The sequence below is a fragment of the Streptomyces argenteolus genome, assembly GCF_042902585.1.
Lineage (GTDB): Bacteria > Actinomycetota > Actinomycetes > Streptomycetales > Streptomycetaceae > Streptomyces > Streptomyces argenteolus.
Window position 1 is genome coordinate 951,440 of sequence record NZ_JBIBEG010000001.1, and the last position, 15,802, is coordinate 967,241.

Consider the following 15,802-nt stretch of genomic DNA (forward strand, 5'->3'; position numbering starts at 1 on the left):
GCGCAGAGAGGCACATCGCCGCATGTTCCCCCTCACTCAATCACACGATATTCACATCCGGAAGCCGGGGAGGGCGGCTCACAGGTTCACGTCATGCCTGGTGGGAGGCGAGTTGCACCACGGTGATGTCGGAGGGCGCGCCCACCCGCACGGGGGGACCCCAGGCGCCCGCTCCACGGGAGACGTACAACTGGGTGTCGCCGTAACGCTCGTAGCCCGCGACGGTGGGGTTGGCGAGTTCGGCCAGCAGATTGCCGGGCCAGAGCTGACCGCCGTGGGTGTGGCCGGAGAGCTGGAGGCCCACCCCGTACTTCACGGCCTCGTCGATGACGACGGGCTGGTGCGCGAGGAGGACGGACGCGCGGCTGCGGTCGCGGTCACCGAGCGCGCGGGCGAAGTCGGGGCCCTGGCCCTCGCTCTCGCCCGCCACGTCGTTGACGCCGGCGAGATCGAAGCCGCTGATCTCGACGCGGGCGTTCTCCAGCGGGTGCATGCCGAGTTCGCGTACGTGCTCGACCCATTCGGCGGCGCCGGAGAAGTACTCGTGGTTGCCGGTGACGAAGTAGCTGCCGTGGCGCGACTCCAGCCGGGCGAGCGGTTCGGCGGCGGGCCCGAGGTCGGCGACGGAGCCGTCGACCAGGTCCCCGACGACGGCGACGAGGTCCGGGCTCGTGGCGTTGATGGCGTCGACGATGCGCTGGGTGTGGGCGCGGCCCAGGACGGGGCCGAGGTGGATGTCGCTGACCACGGCGATCCGGAAACCGTGGGCGGAACGCGGAAGCCCGGCCAGCGGGACCGTGAGCCGCTTGGTGCGCGGGCCGCGCAGCACCCCGTACGTGCCGTGGCCGACCGTGCCGAGCCCGGCCAGCGCGGCGGCCCCGCCGACGGCGCGGGCGACGAACAGCCGGCGCGAGGGGTCGGCGACGGCCGGGGCGGCGGGGGCGTCGGCCCGGCGCGCAACGTCCGTCCGGGTGCTGCCTGGACCGGCCCCGGCTTCGGTCTCGGTGGCGGCTTCGGTGGCGGTGGCGGTGGCCGCGACCGTGGCAGCGCTCCGCTCGGCCGGCTCCGCCCCGGCCGCCCGGTCACGGCGGGCGAGCACGCGGCGCAGCAGGGGGCGCACGGCCTCGCCGGCCAGCAGGGCCAGTGTCAGGTAGAGCAGCGCGGCCAGCCACAGGTAACCGGGCCAGGCCAGCACCTGCTGCAGCCAGAAGGGGACTCCGGCGCGGCTGGAGGTGAGGGCGCCGAGGGAGAGCAGCGGCAGCACGAACGCGGCGACGGTACCGGCACGGCGCGCGGCGCTCCCCGGCCGTGTGGTGTCACCGATCAGCCGGCGCCACACATAGCGGTGCACAAAGGCGAGCAGCGCGAGAACCGCGACCGCCATGAGCACGAAGACGACAACCACGTACGCTCCCCCGCTGAAACGATCCTGTCCGGACGCCCACCCGCGTCCGGCCCGTCATCCGCCTGCGCGGACACCTTCGTCCGCGTCGTCCCGGCCGCCTTCACGGCCGCGACCGCCACCGGCCTCGCGGCGCAGGGCCCTGACGCCACGGAACCCGATGACCCCCACAGCCGTCCCCAGAAGAAACGAGGTGACGGCGAGCAGGAGATGGACCCAGAAGTACGCGGTCGGGTCGCCCGCGTCGTCGAACGCGAGCCCGCTGCCGTCCTTCCACAGGTTCTTGACAAAGGTGACCCAGATGACCCAGCTCCACGCTCCGAAGACGAGCAGGAACCAGGAAACGGGGCGGCTGAGCTTCATGCCACCAGTATCGCCGCCGGGCTCCCGTCCGCTTGCACGGGGTGGGCTGTCCCGGCGGTATGCACGGCGGGTCCGGCCATCCGGGTCCCGATCCCCAGCAACGCCCTGTACGTTTCCGACCGTGCCTGCTCTGAAAAAGACCGTATTGACGGTCCTCTCTGCTGCGTTGCTGTCCGTATCTGTCGTCAGTCCCGCAGGGGCTGCGGACAAGGACAAGACCGACGACAAACAGCCGAAGCCGACCGGTCCGATGTCGACCGTGGGCGGCAAGCGGCTGGGCCAGGAGGGCACCCAGGTCGAGCTGGGCCCCGGCGCACCGGTCCTGCCGAAGGACCTCAGCGCACGGTCGTGGATCGTCGCCGACGCGGAGAACGGGCAGGTGCTCGCGGCGCACAACGCGCACTGGCGGCTGCCGCCCGCCTCCACCCTGAAGATGCTCTTCGCCGACACCGTGCTGCCCGCCCTGCAGCCGAAGTCCCTGACCCACATGGTGACCGAGGACGAACTCGCCGGAATCGGTGAGGGGAGCAGCCTCGTCGGGGTCAAGGAGGACAACACCTACACGGTCCACGACCTGTGGCTGGGCGTCTTCCTGCGCTCGGGCAACGACGCGGTCCATGTGCTGTCCGAGATGTACGGCGGTGTGCCCGCGACGGTCGCCGCGATGCAGCGGCACGCCGAGGAGCTCCAGGCCCTCGACACCCGGGTGGTCTCACCCGACGGTTACGACGCCCCGAACCAGGTCTCCAGCGCGTACGACCTGACGCTGTTCGCCCGGAGCGGGATGCAGAAGGCCGACTTCCGCGAGTACGCCGCCACGGCGACGGCGAAGTTCCCCGGCGCGAAGAAGGGCAAGAAGCGCGAGACCTTCGAGATCCAGAACACCAACCGACTGATCACCGGGGACATCGGGGTCGACCCGTACAAGGGCATCGCCGGGGTCAAGAACGGCTACACCACCCATGCGGGCAACACCTTCACGGGCATCGCCGAACGCGACGGCACGGTCCTCCTGGTGACCGTGATGAACCCGTCGTCGGAGGAGAGCCACGCGGTCTACAAGGAGGCCGCCGGCCTCCTGGACTGGGGCTTCGCGGCCAGTGGCAAGGTCACCCCGGTCGGCGAGCTCGTGCCGCCGAAGTCCGCCGTGACCGGCACCGCGAAGGGCTCGGAACCGGCGGCCGGCGCGGACAAGGCCGACAGGAAGAAGCAGGCGGCGACGGCCACGCACGCCGCCGCCGCAGGTGGCGGCGGGATCTGGACCGCGCTGTCGGTGGCCGGCGGGGTGCTGCTGCTCCTGGCGGCCGGGGCGTTCCTGGTCAACCGGCGCTGGCCGCTGCCGGACCTGGTGCGCCGCCTTCCTCGTCGCTGACGTCCCGCCCGGCGCCGTCGTCCGCGCTCCTGCGCGCCTCCTCCTTGCTCGGCGTCGCCGTCCAGGCCGCGCAGACCAGCAACAGCTTCGCGCTGAAGTTGATCCACAGGAGGAGCGCGATCGGCACGCCGAAGGCGCCGTACATGCTCTTCGAGGCCACGTCCCGCATGTAGCTGCCGAGCAGCAGCTTCAGCAGCTCGAACCCGACCGCGCCGACCAGCCCGGCCACGACCAGGCGGCGGCGCGGCGGTTCCACCCCGGGCAGCAGGGTCAGCAGGTAGAGCAGGATCAGGAAGTCGGCGAAGATCGCCACGATCACGGCGGCCACCTGAAGCAGGATCCCGCCCACACCGTGTTCGGGGATGCCCAGCCTGCCGGCCGTCCAGCCGATGGCGGTCGAGGCGCCGGTGGAGACGGCGAGGGTCACGAGCGCGGCGCCGCCGAGGCCGAACAGCAGACCGGCGTCCTTGAGCTTGCGGACGATCGGATTGCCCTCGTCCACGTCGTCCTTCTCCCACACGGCGCGCAGGCAGTCCCGCATGGAGCCGATCCAGCCGATGCCGGTGAAGAGCAGCAGCGCACCAGCGACCACCCCCACGGTGCCGGCGTGGGCCACGAGGTTGTCGATACCGAGCTGGTCCGAGATCCCGGGCACCTGCTCGGCGAGCTTGTCCTCGATCGTGTCGAGCTGGTCCTCGGAGAGCAGCGCGGCGCCGATCGCGGCACCGACCGCGATCAACGGGAAGAGCGCGAGGAAGCTGAGGAAGGTGATCGCCGCGGCGAGCCTGCTCCAGTGGACGCGGTCCAGCGTCTCGTACGAGCGCCAGGCGTGCGTCATCATCAGCCGAGCGACGAGCGGCCCGATGACAGGAAGTTTCTTCAGCCAGTCCATGACCTACGCGTACCCTTCCGCACGCGGAAAACCGGTGTCCTCGTTCCCCCGGACCAGCAATCATCCATTTCGGTGAGTGCTGTAACAAATCCCTCAAAAGGGTTTTCCCTGGCGATACGGTCACGAACATGTCTGTCGACACGGTGTCCTTGACCGGCTGGGGCCGCACCTCCCCGACGACCGCCCTGCGGTTCCGCCCCCGTACGTACGAGGAGGCCGTGGTCGCCGTGCGGGGCCGCGGGCCCCGGGGGGTCGTCGCCCGCGGCCTGGGCCGCGCCCACGGCGACGCGGCACAGAACGGCGGCGGCTCCGTGATCGACATGACCGCGCTCGACCGGATCCGGTCCGTCGACGCCGCGGCCGGGACGGTGGTCTGCGACGCCGGGGTGAGCCTCCACCGGCTGACGGAGACGCTGCTGCCGCTGGGCTGGTCGGTCCCGGTCACCCCGGCGACCGCCCGGGTCACGGTCGGCGGAGCGATCGGGGCCGACGTGCACGGCGGGAACCACCGCGCCTCGGGCTCGTTCGGCCGGCACGTACGTTCCCTGGAGCTGCTCACCGCCGACGGCGAGGTGCGCACGGTGCTGCCGGGCACCGACCTGTTCGACGCCACCGTGGGCGGCCTGGGGCTGACCGGAGTCGTCCTCTCCGCCACCCTCGGCCTGCGGCCGGTCAGCACCGCCCTGATGGTGGTCGACACCGCACGGACGGCCGGCCTGGACGAGACCCTGGCCCGGCTCGCCGCGTGCGGGGAGCGCACGCCGTACGCCTCGGCCTGGGTCGATCTCACGGCACCCGGGCGGGCCGCCGGTCGTGCCGTCGTCACCCGCGGGGCGCACGCACCCCTGGAGGCGCTCCCGGCGCACGCCCGGCGCACAACGCTCGGCTTCCGCCCCGGCAGACGGCCCACCGGGGCCGCGCTGCTGCCCGAGGGGCTGGCGGGCCGGACCGTCACCGGGCTGCTGAACGGGCTCCGCCACCGGCGTGCCCCCGTGGTGCGCATAGGGGAGCTGCAGCGGATCTCCACCTTCCTCCACCCGCTGGACGCCGCACCGCGCTGGAACCGCGTCCCCCGCAGGGGCGGCTTCCTGCAGTACCAGTTCGCCGTCGGACAGGACGGGGAGGAGACCCTGCACCGGGTCGTCCGCCGGCTCACCCTGCGCCGCTGCCCGGCGTTCCACGCCGTGCTCGAACGGTTCGGGGACGCGGGGCCCGGCTGGCTCTCCTTCCCCACGCCCGGCTGGACGCTCTCCTTCGGGCTGCCCGCCGGTCTGCCGGGCCTGCCCCGGCTGCTCGACCGGCTCGACGAGGAGGTCGCCGCCGCGGGCGGGCGGGTCTGTCTGGCGAAGGACGCGCGGCTGCGGCCCGAGCTGGTCGAGGCGATGTATCCCCGGCTGGCCGACTTCCGGGCCCTGCGCGGGCAGCTGGACCCGACGGGCGCCTTCCGGTCCGACCTGGCACGCAGGCTCGCGCTCTGACCCACCCCGCGCGTCCGGGTCCGCGTGAAGGTCCTGGCCCGCTCCCCCGTCCGTAGCCGTTCCTCGACCGCACTGCCACCGCTCTGCCCACCCCGCTAGGAGTTATCCCGTGAAGGACGCCTTCGGTGCTCCGCAGTCCCTGCTCGTCCTCGGCGGCACCTCGGAGATCGGCCTGGCCACCGCGCGGCGGCTGATCGCCCGCCGCACCCGGGCCGTCCGGCTGGCCGGCCGCCCCTCCCCGGCCCTGGAGCGGGCCGCGGCCGAGCTCCGTGAGCTGGGCGCCGACGTCAGCACCGTCGCCTTCGACGCGCTCGATCCGGCCTCGCACGAGGAGGTGCTCGGGAAACTCTTCGCCGAGGGCGACATCGACATGGTGCTGCTGGCCTTCGGCGTCCTGGGCGACCAGGCGCGCGACGAGGAGGAGCCTCTCTCCGCGGTCCATGTGGCGCAGACCAACTACACGGGGGCGGTCTCCGCAGGGCTCGTGTGCGCCGGCGCACTCCAGGCGCAGGGCCATGGCTCGCTGGTGGTTCTCTCCTCGGTGGCCGGGGAACGCGCCCGGCGCGCGGACTTCATCTACGGGTCCAGCAAGGCGGGGCTGGACGTCTTCGCGCAGGGGCTCGGAGACGCGCTGCACGGGACCGGGGTGCACGTGATGGTCGTCCGGCCCGGCTTCGTTCGCTCACGCATGACGGCGGGGCGCGAGGAGGCCCCGCTCGCCACCACACCGGGCGCGGTCGCGGACGCGATCGTGACGGGGCTGCGGCGGCGCTCGGAGACCGTGTGGGTGCCCGGCGCGCTGCGCGTGGTGATGGCCGCCCTGCGGCACGTGCCCCGGCCGCTCTTCAGGCGGCTGCCGGTGCGGTAGGCCGCGCGAGCGGGCCGGTGCAAGCGGTGGGGCCCCGCCGTCGCGGGTCGCGCCGGTGCGGGGGCGGTTCGCGCGGCTCTGCGTACCGGTGGGTGAGTCCGGGCGGCCGGATCAGGCCGAGGTGGGTCCGGCGGACTGCCCGGACCGGCCGAGGGCCAGGCTCAGGGGCGCAGGGAGGGCTGGTCCACCGAGCTGCCGCCCTGGGCCGGTACGGCGGGCGTGCCGCCGCCCGCCCCGAACGGGAACTCGTCGATCTTGCGCCAGACGCTGTCCGCGCCCTGCTCGTACAGCGCGAAGGACCCACAGGTCCAGGCCGCCTCGTACGTGGAGAGCTCCTCGTACGCGCGGTCCATCGCCTCCTCCGCGATGCCGTGCGCCACGGTCACGTGCGGGTGGTACGGGAACTGCAGCTCCCGCACCAGGGGCCCGGAGGCGTCCCGTACCCGCTTCTGGAGCCAGGAGCAGGCCGAGGCGCCCTCGACCACCTGGACGTAGACGACCGGCGAGAGCGGGCGGAAGGTGCCCGTGCCGGACAGCCGCATCGGGAAGGGGCGGCCGGCCGTCGCGATCCGGGAGAGGTGCTCCTCGATCGCGGGCAGGTCGGCCGCCTCGGCCTCGGTCGGCGGGAGGAGGGTGACATGGGTGGGGATGCCGTGCGCGGCAGGGTCCCCGAAGCTCGCGCGCCGCTCCTGGAGCAGGCTGCCGTAAGGCTCCGGGACCGCGATCGAAACGCCAAGCGTTACGGTCCCCACAGCGTTCTCCTCAATCGTCGATGGTCGGTTTTCGGTCGTGCCGACGCCAGTGTGGCCCCTTCGGCCGTGATCTCGCCAGGGTCCTTGGACTCAGTGCTTCGCGGGCAGAAGGCCCATCCGGTCGTAGGTCCGGGCGAGCGTCTCGGCCGCGACGGTCCTGGCCTTCTCCGCTCCCTTGGCCAGCAGGGCGTCCAGGGTCTCCGGGTCGTCCAGATATTCCTGGGTCCGCGACCGGAACGGGGTGACGAACTCCACCATGACCTCGGCGAGGTCGGTCTTCAGCGCGCCGTACCCCTTGCCCTCGTACTTCTGTTCCAGATCCGCGACGGTGGTGCCGGTGAGGGTGGAGTAGATGCCCAGGAGATTGCTGACGCCGGGCTTCTTCTCCGCGTCGAAGCGGATCACGGTGTCCGTGTCCGTCACGGCGCTCTTGACCTTCTTGGCGGTGACCTTCGGGTCGTCCAGGAGGTTGATCAGGCCCTTCGGCGTGGACGCCGACTTGCTCATCTTGACCGCCGGGTCCTGGAGGTCGTAGATCTTCGCCGTCTCCTTGAGGATGTACGGCGCCGGGATGGTGAACGTCTCGCCGAAGCGGCCGTTGAAACGCTCGGCGAGGTCGCGCGTGAGCTCGATGTGCTGGCGCTGGTCCTCACCGACCGGGACCTGGTCGGCCTGGTACAGCAGGATGTCGGCCACCTGGAGGACCGGATAGGTGAAGAGGCCGACCGTCGCCCGGTCGGCTCCCTGCTTGGCGGACTTGTCCTTGAACTGCGTCATGCGGGACGCCTCGCCGAACCCGGTGAGGCAGTTCATGATCCAGCCGAGCTGGGCGTGCTCGGGGACGTGGCTCTGGACGAAGAGCGTGCAGCGCTCCGGGTCGAGACCGGCCGCCAGCAACTGGGCGGCTGCGAGCCTGGTGTTGGCGCGGAGTTCCTTCGGGTCCTGCGGGACGGTGATCGCGTGCAGGTCCACCACCATGTAGAAGGCGTCGTGGGACTCCTGCAGCGCCACCCACTGGCGGACCGCACCGAGGTAGTTGCCGAGGTGGAACGAGCCTGCGGTGGGCTGGATTCCGGAGAGCACGCGGGGACGATCAGAGGCCATGGACCCATTGTCTCAGGTGTGGAACCGATCTCCGGCAGCCGGTGCGGGAAAGATCCGCGGGCGGCGCGGGGCACTGTCCGGCCGGCCACGGACCTGCGGACGGAGGCCGGGCCCACAGGGTTCCCGCGGGCGGACCGGAGGCGCCGGGCGCCCCTCGTGAGGGCCTTCGCCGGGACTGCGGCCGGAGGCGCGCCGCACGGAGAAGGTTTCCCCGTCCGGGATCCGACCGACGATACAAAGTGGGCACCACCCCCGCCCACGCCGCACGACGAACGGAGATCCCGTGTCGACCACGGAGAACGCCATCGCCTCCGCCGAGGCGCACAGCGCGCACAACTACCACCCGTTGCCCGTCGTCGTCGCCTCGGCGGACGGCGCCTGGATGACCGACGTCGAGGGCCGGCGGTACCTCGACATGCTCGCCGGCTACTCGGCGCTGAACTTCGGCCACGGCAACCGGCGCCTGATCGACGCGGCGAAGACGCAGCTCGACCGCGTGACGCTGACCTCGCGGGCCTTCCACCACGACCGGTTCGCCGACTTCTGTACGCAACTCGCCGAGCTCTGCGGCATGGAGATGGTCCTGCCCATGAACACCGGGGCGGAGGCCGTGGAGACGGCGGTGAAGACGGCCCGGAAGTGGGGCTACCGCGTCAAGGGCGTACCGGACGGCATGGCGAAGATCATCGTCGCGTCGGACAACTTCCACGGCAGGACGACGACGGTCATCAGCTTCTCCACGGACCACGAGGCGCGGGCGGACTTCGGCCCGTACACCCCGGGGTTCGAGATCGTGCCGTACGGGGATCTCACCGCGCTGGCGGCGGCGATGACCGAGAACACCGTGGCCGTGCTCATGGAGCCGATCCAGGGCGAGGCCGGGGTGCTGGTCCCGCCGCCGGGCTATCTCGCCGGGGTGCGGCAGCTCACCCGGGAGCGGAACGTGCTCTTCGTCGCGGACGAGATCCAGTCGGGCCTGGGCCGCACCGGCCGGACCTTCGCGTGTGAGCACGAGGAGGTCGTGCCCGACATGTACGTGCTGGGCAAGGCGCTGGGCGGCGGCGTGGTGCCCGTGTCGGCCGTCGTGTCCTCGGCCGCCGTCCTCGGTGTCTACGGCCCCGGGGAACACGGCTCGACGTTCGGCGGGAACCCGCTGGCCTGCGCGGTCGCCCTGGAGGTGATCGCGATGCTGCGCACCGGCGAGTTCCAGCAGCGGGCGGCCGAGCTGGGTGACCATCTCCACCACGAGCTGGGACTGCTGATCGGGGGCGGTGCGGTGGAGGCCGTACGCGGCCGGGGCCTGTGGGCCGGGATCGACATCTCCCCCGCCCTCGGGACGGGCCGGGAGATCTCGGAGAAGCTGATGGACCGCGGGGTGCTGGTCAAGGACACCCATGGCTCCACGATCCGGATCGCCCCGCCGCTGGTGATCAGCAAGGAGGACCTGGAGTGGGGCCTCGACCAGCTCCGCGGCGTCCTGGCGGCCGGGTGAGCGCCGCGGGCGGGGCGAAGCGCCGGGCCCGGCCCGCGGAGGCCGAGTCCTGAGGGCTGAGTCCTGAGGGCTGAGGGCCTGGGCCTACCTGCGCCCGCCCTGTCCTTTGGCCCCGTCCGTCCCGTGGGCCCCGTCCTGCCTTGGGCCCGTGGGCCCGAGGTCAGGGCCCCCGGCACGGGCGGGGCCGCCCTGCCGGGCACCCGGCCGGACGGGCTCAGAGGATGACGTGGGGCAGGAAGCGGGCGTAGGTGTCCGTGACCAGACCCGACGACTCCCGGATACCGAGTCCGGCGGCCTCGTCCCCGACCACCCAGGCGCCGAGCACCACACGGTTGCCCGCGAAGTCGGGCAGAGGGGCCAGCTCCTGGTAACAGCAGGGTTCGTCGCGCGTCACCGGCCCGCTGCCGGGTTCGTGGACGGTGACGCCGGCGCCCTCGCGGCCGAGCAGGGGCTTGGCGACGTACCCGGGCCCCTGCGCCGAGGCCAGCTCGCGGGGACCGTCCAGATAGGCGGGAAGGAGGTTGGGGTGGCCGGGGTAGAGCTCCCAGAGGACGGCCAGCAGCGCCTTGTTGGAGAGGAGCATCTTCCACGCGGGCTCGATCCAGCAGGTGGTGCCGGTGCCTCCGCCGTTGTCGAGGGTGTCCAGGACGTGCGGCCCGAAGCGGTCCGTGGCCAGCCATTCCCAGGGATAGAGCTTGAAGCAGCTGCGGATGAAGCGGAGTCGCTCGTCGACGAACCGGCCCGACAGCCGGTCCCAGCCGATCCGCTCGACGGAGAGCGCCTCGGTCTCGATCCCGGCCTGCGCGGCGGTCTCCCGCAGATAGGCGACCGTCATGAGGTCCTCGCCCAGCTCGTCGCCGTCGGAGTGGGCGAAGTGCAGGGGGCCCGGCGGCAGCAGCGGCGCCTGCCGTTTCCAGGCGTCGACGAGGCGCTCGTGCAGGGAGTTCCACTGGTCGGCGCCGGGGAAGCGCTCCTCCATCCAGAACCATTGGGGGCTCGCGGCCTCCACCAGCGAGGTGGGGGTGTCCGCGTTGTACTCCAGCATCTTGGCCGGGCCGGTCCCGTCGTACCGCAGGTCGAACCTGCCGTACAGGGAGGGTAGTTCGGCCCGTCGCCGCCAGGACTCCGCGACCAGGCGCGCCAGCCGGGGGTCGGTGATGCCGAGATCGGCGAACCGGTCGTGCTCGACGATGTGCGCGGCGGCGGCCAGGCACATCGCGTGGAGCTCTTCCACGACCTCTTCCAGGGCCTCGACCTCGGGCAGTGAGAAGACGTAGTAGGCGCTCTCGTCCCAGTAAGGGCGCAGGGATCCGTCCGGGTAGCGGGTCAGGGGGTAGATCAGCCCCTGCTCCTCGACGATCTCCTGCCAGCCGGGGCGCGGCTCGGCGGTGCGGCGTTCCATGAGGGTCTCAGCCGCCGCTGGAGCCGGAGGAACCGAATCCGTCGCGTTCGACCGCGGACTTGTCGAAACTGCCGCCGGAGACCCTGTTGTTGCTGCTGCTGCCCCCGTAGTAGTACTTGCCGCTGCCGTTGCCGTCCTCGCACTCGTAGGTCGGCAGGATCTCCTGGGTCACCGGGTCGACGCATCGCTCGTCCGGTTCCGATCCGCACGCGGTCAGCGTCGCGGCCAGTACGCCCATGCCGCCGAGCACCACGGTGCTCGACCTCAGCTTGCGCCTGTTCATGTTCTGCTCTCCCCCGTCGTCTCCACGGGCCGCTGCCCGTGCGTAGCGAACCGCCAGTCAGATTAGATGCCTGCCCCGTGTGGCCGAAACCGGGTCCCACGAACGTCCTCCCCGGCGCGCCCGGACGGGTCCCTCCGCCACGTCCTCGCCCCCTGAGGACCGCCCGCGGAAGCGGGAGCGGCGCAGGCCTGGCCGGACCGCGCCCCCGGCCCTCGGGGTGCGGCGTCAGGAGTGCGGGCCCTCGCCCCCCGGCCTCGGCGTGCGTCAGGAGAACCGGCCCCCGCGCGCCGGCCGCCCGCCCGCGCCCCCTCCGTCCTACGGCAGCACCCGGCAGAGCGCGTCCAGCGCCCCCGCCCAGCCGCTCTCCGACGGGGTTCCGTAGCCGATGACCAGCCCGTCGCGGCCCGGCGGCGCGTCCGGGTGCCGGAAGCGGGAGAGAGGTTCCAGTGCGAGGCCCTGCCAGGTGGCCGCCTGGACCACCGACTGCTCGGTCCCTTCGGGGAGTTCGAGGACGGCGTGCAGCCCCGCGGCGATCCCGCTGACCCGGACGTCCGGGGCCCGTTCGGCGAGCGCCTCGACGAGCTGGTCGCGGCGGCGGCGGTACCGCAGCCGCATGGCACGCACATGCCGGTCGTACGCCCCCGAGCCGATGAATTCCGCGAGGGTCAGCTGGTCCGGCGTACCGGACATCCACTCGGGGCCGCCCCTCACGTCGCACACCCCCTCGACCAGCGCGTCCGGCAGCACCATCCAGCCCAGCCGCAGTCCCGGCGCCAGTGACTTGCTGGCCGTCCCCATGTGGACGACCCGGTCCGGATCGAGCCCCTGGAGCGCGCCCACCGGCTGCCGGTCGTAGCGGAACTCGCCGTCGTAGTCGTCCTCCAGGATCAGCCCGCCCGACGACCGTGCCCAGTCGACGGCGGCGGCGCGCCGGTCGGGGTGGAGGGGGACCCCGGTGGGGAACTGGTGGGCCGGGGTCAGCAGCACGGCGCCCACCCCCGGCGCGTCCGCCAGCTCGCCGGTCCGGGCGCCGAGTCCGTCCACGGGGAGGCGCGGGGTGCGCAGGCCCGCCTCCGCCAGGAGGTCCCGGTGGATGTCGAGCCCGTACGACTCGACGGCCGTCGCGCGCACCCTGTGGCGCCGCAGCACCTTGCCCATCAGCGAGAGCCCGTGGACGAAGCCCGAGCAGATCACGATGCGCTCCGGGTCCGCGTACACCCCGCGTGCCCGCGCCAGGTAGTCCGCCAGCACCCCGCGCAGCTCGGCCCTGCCCCGCGGGTCGTCGTAGCCGAACGCGGCGTCGGGTGCCGAGGTGAGAGCGCGCCGCGCCGCCTTCAGCCACTCGGCCCGCGGGAAGGAGGAGACGTCCGGCGAGCCCGGCATCAGATTGTGGGTGGGGCGCCGCCGCACCGGGCGCGACCGGGCCCCCCGGGTGACGGCGGCGGTCGCCCGCCGGGCGACCCTGGTCCCCGAGCCCTGCCTCGCGGTGAGCCAGCCCTCCGCCACCAGCTCCGCGTAGGCGTCGGCCACGGTGTTGCGCGCGATCCCGAGGTCCGCGGCGAGCGTACGGGAGGAGGGCAGCCGGGTGCCGGGGGCCAGCCTCCCGGTGCGCACGGCGTCCCGCAGGGCGTTCATCAGTCCGCTGCGCAGTCCCGCGCCGACCGGTTCGATGTGCAGGTCGGCTCCGAAAGCGGCCCAGGAATCCGTCATGGAAATGGACCATACCGGTGTGCCACCCGGCCGTTAGCGTCGTACGCATGACGACTCAGACCCAGCACGACTCCCGCACCGACGACCGCGCCCCCGAGCACCCCGCCCGCCTCCAGTGGGCCACACTCGCCCCCGATGTCTACAAGGCCATGGTCCGGCTGGACGCGGCGGCCCGTAAGGGGATCGACCCGAAGCTGCTGGAGCTCGTGAAGATCCGCGCCTCGCAGCTCAACCACTGCGGCTTCTGCCTGGACATGCACACGAAGGACGCCATCGCCGCGGGCGAGTCCGTCGAGCGGATCGTCCAGCTCAGCGCCTGGCAGGAGTCGCACCACTTCTACACGGAGAAGGAGATCGCGGCGCTCGAACTGACGGAGGCCGTCACGGTCCTGACCGACGGTTTCGTGCCGGACGAGGTCTACGCCAGGGCCGCCGAGCGGTTCGAGGAGGCCGAGCTCGCCCAGCTGATCGCCTCGATCACGGTGATCAACGCGTGGAACCGTTTCGGTGTCACCTGCCGGCTGGCGCCCGGGCACTACACGCCCGGCTCCCTCGGCCACTGACGGACGGCCGTCCTCGCAGCCCGCCGACGGCCGCGACGCGAAGCCTGCCGCCGGTCCGGAACGCGACGCCCGCCGCCAGGCCCGGAGGCCGATGCCCGCCGACGGGCCCGCGACGCGAGGCCTGCCGGCGGGTGATCGCGGCGGCCCCGCCAAGCCCGGAACCGCGTCGGGCCGCCGCCCTTTCCCGCAACGGAGCCCCCATGACCGACCTCGTGTCCGCCTTCCGCGCCTTGCACCTCGGCCGCGAGCCCGGTGATCCGCTGGTCCTGCCCGGCCCGTGGGACGTCCCGAGTGCCCGGGCGTTCGAGGACGCCGGCTTCCCGGCGCTCGCGACACCGAGCGCCGGCATCGCGGCCTGCCTCGGACACGCCGACGGGCGCACGCCCGCCGCCGAGATGTTCGCGGCGGTGGCCCGGATCGCCCGGGCCGTCTCCGTCCCCGTGTCGGCGGACGTGGAGGCGGGTTACGGACTCGAACCGGACGAGCTCGTCGAGCGCCTCCGGGAGGCCGGTGCGGTGGGCTGCAATCTGGAGGACTCGGCCGACGGCGTCCTCACCGACCCGCGGCGGCATGCCGACCGGCTCGCGCAGGTGCGGGCGGCGGCGGGTGACCGCCTCTTCGTCAACGCCCGCGTCGACACGTACATCCACGGCGGACGGGAGGTCACGGACCTGGCCGCCGAGACGGTCTTCAGGGCCCGGCTCTACGCGGCGGCGGGCGCGGACTGCGTCTACCCGATCATGGCCCCGGCCGAGGCGCTTCCCGCTCTCGCCGCTGCGGTGCCCGTGCCGCTCAACGCCCTCGGCTCACCCGACGGTCCCGCCGCCTCCCGCAGGCTCGGCGAGCTGGGCGCGGCGCGGATCACCTTCGGGCCCCAGTTGCAGCGCAGGGCCGCGGAGGCGGTGCGCGGCCTGGGCGACCGGCTGCTCGGCCGCTGAGCCGGCGGGTTTCCGAGCTCATGGCTGCCGGACCCGCGCATGAGGGCGCCCCCCGCGGCAGATGCCGTGGGGGGCGCCCTCATGAGGTCCCGGGTCCGGCGGGTGGCCGGTGTCCGGTCGGATCAGATCAGGCCGAGCTCCCTGACCGCGTCGCGCTCCTCGGTGAGCTCCTTGACCGACGCGTCGATGCGCGCACGGGAGAACTCGTTGATGTCCAGGCCCTGGACGATCTCGTACTTTCCGTCCTTCGTGGTGACCGGGAAGGAGGAAATGATGCCCTCGGGGACACCGTAGGAGCCGTCCGACGGGATGCCCATGGAGGTCCAGTCGCCCTCGGCGGTGCCGTTGACCCAGGTGTGCACGTGGTCGATGGCGGCGTTGGCGGCGGAGGCGGCCGAGGACGCGCCACGGGCCTCGATGATCGCGGCGCCGCGCTTGGCGACGGTCGGGATGAAGGTGTCGGCCAGCCACGCCTCGTCGTTGACGACCTCGGCGGCGTTCTTGCCGGCGATCTCCGCGTGGAAGATGTCCGGGTACTGGGTCGCCGAGTGGTTGCCCCAGATCGTCAGCCGCTTGATGTCGGAGACGGCGGCACCGGTCTTGGCGGCCAGCTGCGAGATCGCGCGGTTGTGGTCCAGGCGCGTCATCGCGGTGAAGCGCTCCGCCGGTACGTCCGGGGCGGCGGCCTGCGCGATGAGGGCGTTGGTGTTGGCCGGGTTGCCGACGACGAGGACCTTGATGTCGTCCGCCGCGTTGTCGTTGATGGCCTTGCCCTGCGGCTTGAAGATGCCGCCGTTGGCGGAGAGCAGGTCGCCCCGCTCCATGCCCTTCGTGCGCGGGCGGGCGCCGACCAGGAGGGCGACGTTCGCACCGGCGAAGCCGACGTTCGGGTCGTCGGTGATCTCGATGTTGCGCAGCAGCGGGAAGGCGCAGTCGTCGAGCTCCATCGCGGTGCCCTCGGCGGCCTTCAGGCCCTGCGGGATCTCGAGGAGTCGGAGGTTGACCGGCACGTCCGGGCCGAGCAGGTGGCCGGAGGCGATGCGGAAGAGCAGCGCGTAGCCGATCTGGCCGGCTGCGCCGGTCACGGTGACATTCACGGGAGTGCGGGTCATGGCGATCTCCGTTAGACAGCTGGCGGTGGGGGTGCCCCTGGTGCTGGACATCCCTGAATCTTGACGTGAAG

Annotated in this window: 15 protein-coding genes; 6 read left to right on the top strand and 9 right to left on the bottom strand. The window is 72.6% G+C overall.

Annotated elements, in window-relative coordinates; all coding sequences use genetic code 11:
* Positions 1-91: 91 nt before the first annotated feature.
* Together ACFY8O_RS04210 and ACFY8O_RS04215 are read right to left on the bottom strand one after the other, a co-directional pair.
* Positions 92-1,384, bottom strand: a complete 1,293-nt coding sequence (locus tag ACFY8O_RS04210; protein ID WP_387899572.1) for a metallophosphoesterase — start codon at positions 1,382-1,384, stop codon at positions 92-94.
* Positions 1,385-1,459: 75 nt separating this feature from the next.
* On the bottom strand, positions 1,460-1,765 hold the full coding sequence (locus ACFY8O_RS04215; protein ID WP_387898646.1) for an SCO4848 family membrane protein: 306 nt from the start codon (positions 1,763-1,765) through the stop codon (positions 1,460-1,462).
* Positions 1,766-1,886: 121 nt separating this feature from the next.
* Between ACFY8O_RS04215 and ACFY8O_RS04220 the strand changes: the two genes are divergently transcribed.
* Positions 1,887-3,137, top strand: coding sequence for a D-alanyl-D-alanine carboxypeptidase family protein (locus ACFY8O_RS04220; protein ID WP_387898649.1), 1,251 nt, complete (start codon positions 1,887-1,889; stop codon positions 3,135-3,137).
* Here the strand turns inward: ACFY8O_RS04220 and ACFY8O_RS04225 are convergent.
* On the bottom strand, positions 3,085-4,029 hold the full coding sequence (locus ACFY8O_RS04225; RefSeq protein ID WP_387898652.1) for a YihY/virulence factor BrkB family protein: 945 nt from the start codon (positions 4,027-4,029) through the stop codon (positions 3,085-3,087). The two genes, ACFY8O_RS04220 and ACFY8O_RS04225, sit on opposite strands and share 53 nt — an antisense overlap.
* A gap of 128 nt (positions 4,030-4,157) precedes the next feature.
* On the opposite strand from ACFY8O_RS04225, the gene ACFY8O_RS04230 reads away from it, so the two are divergent.
* Together ACFY8O_RS04230 and ACFY8O_RS04235 are read left to right on the top strand one after the other, a co-directional pair.
* Positions 4,158-5,507, top strand: coding sequence for an FAD-binding protein (locus ACFY8O_RS04230; RefSeq protein WP_387898655.1), 1,350 nt, complete (start codon positions 4,158-4,160; stop codon positions 5,505-5,507).
* A 109-nt stretch (positions 5,508-5,616) separates the two neighbouring features.
* On the top strand, positions 5,617-6,375 hold the full coding sequence (locus tag ACFY8O_RS04235) for a decaprenylphospho-beta-D-erythro-pentofuranosid-2-ulose 2-reductase (protein WP_387898658.1): 759 nt from the start codon (positions 5,617-5,619) through the stop codon (positions 6,373-6,375).
* Between the two features lie 161 nt (positions 6,376-6,536).
* Here the strand turns inward: ACFY8O_RS04235 and ACFY8O_RS04240 are convergent, their stop codons facing one another.
* Together ACFY8O_RS04240 and trpS are read right to left on the bottom strand one after the other, a co-directional pair.
* Positions 6,537-7,127, bottom strand: a complete 591-nt coding sequence (locus ACFY8O_RS04240; protein WP_145803885.1) for a 2'-5' RNA ligase family protein — start codon at positions 7,125-7,127, stop codon at positions 6,537-6,539.
* Positions 7,128-7,217: 90 nt separating this feature from the next.
* Entirely contained in the window at positions 7,218-8,231 is a 1,014-nt protein-coding gene (gene trpS / locus ACFY8O_RS04245) for a tryptophan--tRNA ligase (protein WP_145803887.1), read from the bottom strand.
* 283 nt (positions 8,232-8,514) lie between these two features.
* Here trpS and rocD point away from each other — a divergent pair, with 283 nt between their 5' ends.
* Positions 8,515-9,723 (top strand): ornithine--oxo-acid transaminase, encoded by a 1,209-nt coding sequence (gene rocD / locus ACFY8O_RS04250; RefSeq protein ID WP_387898662.1) that lies wholly within the window; start codon positions 8,515-8,517, stop codon positions 9,721-9,723.
* 214 nt (positions 9,724-9,937) lie between these two features.
* Here the strand turns inward: rocD and ACFY8O_RS04255 are convergent, their stop codons facing one another.
* The 3 genes from ACFY8O_RS04255 to pdxR form a co-directional block, all read right to left on the bottom strand.
* Complete coding sequence (locus tag ACFY8O_RS04255; RefSeq protein ID WP_387898665.1) at positions 9,938-11,125, bottom strand: glutathionylspermidine synthase family protein; 1,188 nt, start codon at positions 11,123-11,125, stop codon at positions 9,938-9,940.
* Between the two features lie 7 nt (positions 11,126-11,132).
* The gene (locus ACFY8O_RS04260; RefSeq protein ID WP_145803892.1) at positions 11,133-11,408 is read right to left on the bottom strand and encodes a hypothetical protein; all 276 of its coding nucleotides are present in this window, start codon (positions 11,406-11,408) and stop codon (positions 11,133-11,135) included.
* 315 nt (positions 11,409-11,723) lie between these two features.
* Complete coding sequence (gene pdxR / locus ACFY8O_RS04265) at positions 11,724-13,118, bottom strand: MocR-like pyridoxine biosynthesis transcription factor PdxR (protein ID WP_387898669.1); 1,395 nt, start codon at positions 13,116-13,118, stop codon at positions 11,724-11,726.
* Positions 13,119-13,165: 47 nt separating this feature from the next.
* Between pdxR and ACFY8O_RS04270 the strand changes: the two genes are divergently transcribed.
* Complete coding sequence (locus ACFY8O_RS04270) at positions 13,166-13,681, top strand: carboxymuconolactone decarboxylase family protein (protein ID WP_387898672.1); 516 nt, start codon at positions 13,166-13,168, stop codon at positions 13,679-13,681.
* Between the two features lie 200 nt (positions 13,682-13,881).
* Positions 13,882-14,619: an isocitrate lyase/PEP mutase family protein gene (locus ACFY8O_RS04275; RefSeq protein WP_387898676.1), complete on the top strand. Its 738-nt coding sequence runs from the start codon at positions 13,882-13,884 to the stop codon at positions 14,617-14,619.
* Between the two features lie 122 nt (positions 14,620-14,741).
* On the opposite strand, the gene ACFY8O_RS04280 is transcribed toward ACFY8O_RS04275, so the two are convergent.
* Positions 14,742-15,731, bottom strand: coding sequence for a malate dehydrogenase (locus ACFY8O_RS04280; protein WP_145803900.1), 990 nt, complete (start codon positions 15,729-15,731; stop codon positions 14,742-14,744).
* Positions 15,732-15,802 lie beyond the last annotated feature (71 nt).

Bases quoted from the DNA above. Each gene is read 5' to 3' on its own strand.
- ACFY8O_RS04210 (WP_387899572.1), bottom strand. From the start codon at position 1,384: ATGGCGGTCGCGGTTCTCGCGCTGCTCGCCTTTGTGCACCGCTATGTG.
- ACFY8O_RS04215 (WP_387898646.1), bottom strand. From the start codon at position 1,765: ATGAAGCTCAGCCGCCCCGTTTCCTGGTTCCTGCTCGTCTTCGGAGCG.
- ACFY8O_RS04225 (WP_387898652.1), bottom strand. From the start codon at position 4,029: ATGGACTGGCTGAAGAAACTTCCTGTCATCGGGCCGCTCGTCGCTCGG.
- ACFY8O_RS04230 (WP_387898655.1), top strand. From the start codon at position 4,158: ATGTCTGTCGACACGGTGTCCTTGACCGGCTGGGGCCGCACCTCCCCG.
- trpS (WP_145803887.1), bottom strand. From the start codon at position 8,231: ATGGCCTCTGATCGTCCCCGCGTGCTCTCCGGAATCCAGCCCACCGCA.
- ACFY8O_RS04255 (WP_387898665.1), bottom strand. From the start codon at position 11,125: ATGGAACGCCGCACCGCCGAGCCGCGCCCCGGCTGGCAGGAGATCGTC.
- ACFY8O_RS04260 (WP_145803892.1), bottom strand. From the start codon at position 11,408: ATGAACAGGCGCAAGCTGAGGTCGAGCACCGTGGTGCTCGGCGGCATG.
- pdxR (WP_387898669.1), bottom strand. From the start codon at position 13,118: ATGACGGATTCCTGGGCCGCTTTCGGAGCCGACCTGCACATCGAACCG.
- ACFY8O_RS04270 (WP_387898672.1), top strand. From the start codon at position 13,166: ATGACGACTCAGACCCAGCACGACTCCCGCACCGACGACCGCGCCCCC.
- ACFY8O_RS04275 (WP_387898676.1), top strand. From the start codon at position 13,882: ATGACCGACCTCGTGTCCGCCTTCCGCGCCTTGCACCTCGGCCGCGAG.
- ACFY8O_RS04280 (WP_145803900.1), bottom strand. From the start codon at position 15,731: ATGACCCGCACTCCCGTGAATGTCACCGTGACCGGCGCAGCCGGCCAG.